Source organism: Fibrobacter sp. HC4, from assembly GCF_023373925.1.
In the GTDB taxonomy this organism is placed as follows: Bacteria; Fibrobacterota; Fibrobacteria; order Fibrobacterales; family Fibrobacteraceae; genus Fibrobacter.
The window spans coordinates 1-7,736 of sequence record NZ_JALCZV010000042.1; the positions used below are offsets into that span (position 1 = coordinate 1).

At 43.7% G+C, this 7,736-nt stretch carries 2 protein-coding genes; both read left to right on the forward strand.

Annotated features, from left to right (window positions below):
• On the forward strand, positions 1-333 hold a 333-nt coding region (locus tag MMG03_RS15660), incomplete at its 5' end, for an FISUMP domain-containing protein (protein WP_249506713.1).
• Between the two features lie 60 nt (positions 334-393).
• A complete protein-coding gene (locus tag MMG03_RS15665; protein ID WP_249506714.1) occupies positions 394-7,641 on the forward strand; it encodes a hypothetical protein in 7,248 nt (2,415 codons plus the stop codon).
• Positions 7,642-7,736 lie beyond the last annotated feature (95 nt).

The window sequence follows — 7,736 nt, forward strand, 5'->3', positions numbered from 1 at the left end:
CAGGGAATGTGTCCGGAAAATTGGCATGTCATGAATGGAAATGAATGGGCGTATATCTCAGAATCAAGCAGTCGCAGCGTCGCCTACTACATGGGCTCGAAGGTCGCCGGCTTCGGTAGCAACAACTACGGCCTGTCGATACTGCCTGCGGGGTATTGGCAGTTGGGAAAATTTGACCAAATTAAGTTGTCTGCAGGTTTTTATCTTCCTCAACAACATAATAGTAATGAAATTGCTGGTCGTGCAGTATATGTGGAAAAGAATTTTTTTGAACGATCGGGGGGAGCTAGTAAGATTCACGCTCTTTCCATCCGCTGTGTAAAAAACTACTAACTATAACAAGATTTTAAACAAATTAACAAAGCCTTTCCTTTGAAAGGCTATAGGGGTTATGTGTCTAAATTCAACAAGAAGAACAAAAAGTCTAAGAAAAACAACCGCAATAATTACAAAATTGAGTCTCTAGAACCAAGACTCTTGATGGATGCTGCGCTTGCAGACGATTGGATTGAGGAAGCCGATTCTTCGGTTAATCAGTTTGGTGACTATAATATTTCTGCGAGCGATTCCAAGATGGAAGGTTTGCTTGTCTATGAGCAAGGAAATAACAGTGAACCTGAAGCGCTTGCGTTGGCGGATGTTATAAGTGGCCAAAAGATTCAGTATAAGCAAGATGTTAAGGACGTAAAAAAGTATGTTTGTGAAACCGTAGAGGCGTTGCGTGATGAGGGGACAAAAACCCAAAAGGAGGATGCGGCAAACAAGCACTTGAGTATGATAATTGCCAAGACAATCCTTAACAATGCTGATCCGGGTGATGGAAATTATGCAAATCTTGTGAAGGCGGCGAATGAGGCGGAAGCAGAGTATAATGCCGCTGAAGCTGCTTATCAAAAAGCACGTAAAGAATTTACGGTAGATGCTGATACATTAGTTCAGGAACTGACAAATGGCAAGAATAGACGTTCGGAGTGGACATTTGCTGTGGATACGACGAATTCTAGCCACCATAAGGTGTCTGTCCAGATTAAAAAGAATGCTTCACTTACTTCTACAAATAAGAAGGTGGCTGCTGATATTTCTGAACAAACAAAAATTGGTGTTTTGTTTGATACCCATAATCTCAATAGCAATGCGTCTGGATATACGACAGTTAGTTTTACTCTTGACGGCGATAAAAATACTGGATTTGATGATAATGCCAGTGTTGATGTCCGATTTGACTTCAAACAGGATTTGGGGAATACTGATGCAAATATCGGTATTCTAGGCCTTGAATCAAGGTACGATGGTGGTGCCGTTTCGTTACCTGACTTGACTGTGATTGGATCGTTCCGAACGGATTCAAAGAACAACTCCACAATTGCTACGAATTATGAATATGATCTTGATTTTAGAGTCAAGAATTATGCAAGTATTGCGTCGCGGATGATTAATTTTGCGGTCGATGATACAGATCATTTGAAATATATCGGCAATACGGCTGTTGGGCAGCCCCCTGTATGGTTGGATGCTGCAGGTTCTGCTGTTAACGACGAAAATGCACTTATCCCTGATTTTGCAAATGTGCGGATTGGTGATGTGCTAACACAGTTTAATGCGATAGCTAAGTGGCTTCAGAATGCTGAGACGGAAATATTGAAGAATGATTTTGAAGGGCTTATCGACCAGAATGCATCTTCGTTCTTGTATCTATCAAATTACTTCGCAACTTTTGTCAAGACCCCTCCTCAATCTTTCCAGGAATTGTTGTCGCGATTCAGTTCTTCCGTTATAACTGCCGAATTCAAGAATGTATCGGGCAAAAATATCTGTCAACTAAAGTATGACGGATGGATTACGTCTCAAAATCTAGAGGCAAGCGTTAGTGAGGCTCTGTTTAAATCTCTGTCGAACTCATTTGGTGGTATAGAGAAAGTTTCATTGTCTCTTGAGGCGCAATCTAATCTAAAAATGACTTTCGACATTCCGATGGATGAACTGGGGAGCGTCGGAAACAGCGCCAAATTGAAAAGTATAGGTGTTGATGCTGAAAAGGTTGCTGGTCTTGTAGGGGCTAAGAATGTCTGTGTTGCTGACAAGGCGTTGAGTAAGACAAGCTCAGTTGGTGAGGAAATTAAGTTTGCCTTGTATGAGAATGGAAGTTTGAAGAAGGATATTACTATACCTTCTACCACTTCTTTAGATGAAGCTGGTATTCAGTCTATCGTTGGAGAATTGAATAAGGCTTATCCTGCGACAGGGGCTGGGACTAGTCCTAAATTTGGTGTGATAATAAATAAAGATGGGAATGGCGATGTAGATAAATTTGCTATTGTGATAGATGATACTACAAAAGCATTCTCATTGTCGTTTGCTACTGATAATAGCCGAAAAATGTGTATTGATGGTGCGCAACAGTTTTGCAAGGCATATCTGATTGATACGACTATGATTACATCTTTATCGGTTGATAACAAGACCGTTCAACCCAAGGAAACTGGTATCCGCTTTGATTGGGCTGCCGCAATAAACGAAGTCCTGATGTCGAATCCCAATCTTACGGATTACTCTGCAGTATCACTTGGAGATGCTGTCATCGTTTTTTATAGTCAATCTGAACAGAATGTGCTCGTAACGGGAGAAAATCCCACTTCTGCGCCGACAGACGTTTGGTTGCCTTTCTCGGGCTCGGCGGGAGTAGAGAGACAGATTCTTCTTTCAAGTTCTCATCCGGTTGAAACATCTAATTCAGATTTGAGTTTTGCATTTGCAATAAATGGTGGTGCGGCCCAAAATATTCTTTTGGAAGCAGAGACCTTGGCGAATTGCTATACGGTTGATGATGTTGTAAGTGTAATAAACGGAGAGTTGACCAAGCTGGGCAATGGAATAAAAGCTTTTGCTTGGGAAGGGAAAATCGGTTTTTCAAATGAGAACGATCTTCCTTTTGGTGTCTCTTTGTCAAATAAAGATTTAGGCTTTGACAATTTGGCTTACTCTTCTACAACAAATTGTATGAAGATGAAATTTGATGTTGGAGGACCGACTGATATTGAAGTGGATATCGATTTATATAATTTCTTCAAGACGAAATCAGATCCCACAATAGGGAATCTTCTTGATGAGATAAAAACGCAATGTAACAATATATTATCAACGAAAGCGCCTTCTTGTAGCGTTGATGTAAATGGCATGAGTTTAGTGGTGTCGGGTGGTAAATTCTCTTCCTCTGGCGCTGTTGAGGATTTAAATGGTTGCTCCTTGGTTGAGCTTCTTGGCTGGAATGTTGATAATGATTCTGACTCTTTCCTGGTGGTGCATGCTCAGAGTCAGAAAGAAATCACGATTTCAAATTTTTCGTTAGATATATATGAAACATTAACTAGCAATGGTAATATCGCATCTGCCCGATTGGGAATGGTTGGGGTCGATGTGACAGGAAATGTTGGTATCCGAGCGACAAGAAAGCTTACTGCCCCAAAAACAATTAATGATATTACAGCTATACCCCTTGATGACGCAGATGCAGATTTTGTAAGTAATTTTACTTTAGGGGGGTGGTCTTATGCACCGACGTCGACGAACACATTAACAATTAAACACAAAATAGATTTAGAAGAAGGTGGCGCGCAAAAGACTGTTTGCGCAATAGATCTTTTTGATTCGAAAGGCAAACTTAATCCGCAGGTAAGAAATGACACGCTGTTAACTGTTGAAGAAAAACTTTCGATGCCTGATCTTGTAGAGAAGGTGACAAAGGCTCTCAAGGAGAACGTCCTAAAATCTATTCTTGCGTATGGAGAATCGGCTACGCCGTCGACTGATCCCATATTGGCTGTTTTGAATCAAAAATTGCCGCTGTTTGGGAAGTCTGCTCCGGAGTTGTTAGGGTTAATCAACAAGCTGAACGATGTTATTGATAATATTTCCAAGAGCCATCCTGCAACGCTGCAGGAACTGAATCAACGCGTAGATAAAGCGCTCGGGGCTAAGCTCTATTTTACCTTCCATGCTTCGTCTATTGACTTCAGCTTTGTCTGGGAACAGGAATATAAATCCCAGGTTGTTTCTATCAACAATTTCTCGATTATGGAAACAGCCGAAGGCGCAAGGCCTACGAATGTGGGTGGCTTGGCGGAAGTCTATTTGAATGGCAGTATTTATACGCGGTTCAATTATTCTATGTCGGTAAACGGGTCGGCTTTGGGGGATCCCATTTTACAAGAAGACTCGAGTGTTTCAATTGATGTGACGTTGATGGGTAAACCTCTCTCATTTGATTTGAGCGTGGCCCTTGGCGGCATGAGCGCGTCCTTGCTGAAGGTGGTTAGCAGTGATTCGAATCCTAGCTATATCGCGGTTCGAATTTATGAGAAAATGGCGTATCGTAATACGGCCACATCCGGCAGTGCTGCTGCGGGAAGTTTCTCAAGCTATGAGTGGAAGCATGATGCCGATGTTTGCCAAATTGGCGGCCTTCTCCGTGTTGAATGTGCAGGACAAAGTGTTGGTGAAATTAAATTGGGTGTTGTGGATGACGAGGGCGATGTTGATGCCTGGAAAGGTGATGCAGGGAATAATGGATCGTTTGCGTTGAATGACTTGGTTTCTGGAAAAGTTGGTATTCGAAAGCCGGGAAAATTCACGGGAACTTTATCTGCTGCTGAATTAGGAGATAATACTACAGGTAGTATTGTCTTGGATATGAGCAATTTGGGCTCAAATTGGGAAAAGATTGACCTTTTTGGTCAAGTTCGTCTAGTTGCTGATGCCTTGAGCGCTGCCCTGCGCAAGGCGCAGAGTAGCCTGAACAAGACATTCCTCTCGGACGGCATGCGCAAGATTCCGCTGGTGGGCGATTCGATTGTTGGAGCGGCGGACTGTTTGACTGCACTGGACGAGAAATTTATCGAGCCGTTCCGCAAGTTTGCCTACAATTCGCAGAATCTTGATGCGGCCATGGTCGCTGAAAGACTCTATACCATATTGCAGAAGACCGGGTTGCTGCTGGCTTTGGATAAGAAGGTCCTTTTTGATACACAAAACAATTGTACGCAGAAAGTGATGTGGGCCGGCTCTTTGTTCGATCAAGTCTTCTCGGATAAAGGTAATCAGTATGTTCAATATAGGGACGATGGGAATGTCGTTGAGTGGCGGTTCCGTCTTGGTAACGCCTATACGCTTAGCGGAAACGCTGACTTCGATTTGGGCATGCCCGGGCTCGGGCTTTCGTCGAAGGGTGGTGTGGGCCTTGAACTGAGTTGGGAATGGTATATCGGTTTTGGTGTTTCAAAGACCGGTGCGTATATCATGCTTTCTAATGGAAGCGATGCGGACAATACCTCCAACAACATTGTTGCTGACGGAATCCTGAAGGATGTTGAGACTAAGGATGGGGATAAAACTGTAACACAGACCCTGATGTCCGGTGATGATATCCGAGTGTCTATGAATGTTCTCAAGTTGGGAGACCTTGGTTTGAATGGGTCTTTAGGCTTCTTGAAAATGGGGGCTACTGTTGGAAGTGGAAGTGGATCTGCTTTCAATAAAGATGCTAATGGCAATCCCATTCTGTCTGAGCTAACATTCGGTATTGATCTAAACGATGGACAAAATGGTTCTGATGATGCAGGGCGTGATAGAAATACAGATGCTGGTGCCGATACAAAAATCAGCACGGACAATATCGCCTCTGCGCTGTCTCTAGAGACGAATCTCGAGGGAGACCTAGACATCAATGTCGTGTTGACGCTGGGATTTGATGAAACTGTGGTCGATATCGGCTTCCCCACAATCGGGACTACCTTCCACCTAAAGTGGGCGGCCGCCTTCGGTCAGCCGTTTGGTTCGCTGGAAGAAGCCAGTTTTAGTGATATTAAACTTGACTTAGGCTCTTTCGTGAATCGCACGCTGAAGCCTGTCTTGAACAAGATTCAAAAAGTTATCGATCCAATCATGCCGTTGATTGACTTCTTGCAGTCTGAAATTCCGGTATTGAGCAGCCTGCCCAAGGGTGGCTCCAAGATGACGGTATTGAATCTCATTAAGTCCATCGGAGACGCCAAGGGCGTTAATCTCGGGATGATTGACGATATCGTCAAGGTCGCTAACCTGGTGAAGAAAATAACAACAATTAATCCGGGTGAGATTTCGTTAGGCTCGCTAGATATTGTTTCTAGCACGTATCGTGATTCTAAAGTACAAAATTTCCTCTCTGGAACAGCGGCTTTGCCTCTAGGCGATTTTGTCGGAAGACTTGCCGGTGGCGATGCTAAAAACGCTATAGAGGCTGAGACAAAAACAATAAGCTCCTCGTTTGATGGCTCAAGCACTTCTGGTTGGTTCTTCCCGCTATTCCAGGATGAAAAAACGGGAAAATTTGAACTTAGTGCTCTAAAACAATCCGCAATCAATTTACTATTCGGCCTGAATATTGATTTGGTTAAATACCGAATGAGCCCGCTCATCTTCGACTTTGACTGGAGCAAAAGTTTCCCCATCGTGGGTCCGCTTTGCGCCGACATCGGCCTCAATTTCGGCGCGAAAATTGAATTGAGCTTTGGTTACGATACCTGCGGATTGATTTCTTGGAAAAAGACGGGCTTCAAGGACCTGTGGGCGCTTGCCGATGGCTTCTATATCAATGACTTGGATAGTCATGGGAAGGACGTCAGCGAAGTCATCTTCTATTCCGGCATAACGGCTGGAGCTAGCGTTGCTGGGCGTGCGGGCATCAATGTCGGTGTGAACCTCAACTTGAACCTGAATTTGGATGATCCGAATAACGATGGCAAATTGCGTCTTTCGGAATTGGCGGATAGTTTGGCTCATAGCCCGTTTGCGATTTTCGATGCCTCGGTCACGTTGCAGGCGCGCGCATACGCGTACCTTGACCTTGTCTTCTACCGCCAGGAATTTGACTTGTGGAAGAGTGGTGCCTTGGAACTGTTCAATACGGACAAGAAGGGAAGTGGCACGCCTATTGTTGCCACAACGCAGGAAGGCAACCTTGTTGTCAACGTCGGTGAATTTGCCGAAAAAAGAGTGTACGGTGACTTGAGCGACGGAGATGATACCGTTGATATCGTCTGCTCTGAAGGAACGGTTGACATTACAATAAAAACGGCTGATAAAGTATCAACTAAATCGTCTTATACCCTTGCAGCAGGCAAGTGCGTGTATATTTACGCTAAGGATGGAAAGGATAAAGTCTCCATTACCGGTAATTCTTCGCTCAACTTCGTGATTGATGGCGGCAATGGCAATGATGAAATTGATTTGAGCGGCCTAACTTTGTTGCCTAATTGTTACGCACTCGTAATGGGCGGCCTTGGCGATGATTTTATTCGCGGTGCAGATATCGGTACAAACATTCTGTTGGGCGAAACTGCTGATGTCCTATACAAGAAAAAGAAGTCTAGTGATGAAGAGTATGTCGCCTTGGTGAATGCTTACCCGAATTCGTCTAATCCCGGAAACAACGTGATTGTTGGCGGACGAGGCAAGAACTATATCGTCGGTGGTGGCGGCAGTGACTTGATTGTCGGCGGCGTTGATGCAAAATTGGATAATAAGGCTGATGATGGGACCGTTTTAAGTACGGAATATTTTCGCTCTTCATCAACATGTGTGGGTGGCTTCGCCACCCTTTTTTGTTGACTTTCGCCTAAATTAAACAAAAAATGGGCTATTTTCTAAAATTTAATCGCCAAAAAAAACAGAAGAAAAAGCCCATGTCAAAATTATACAAATCC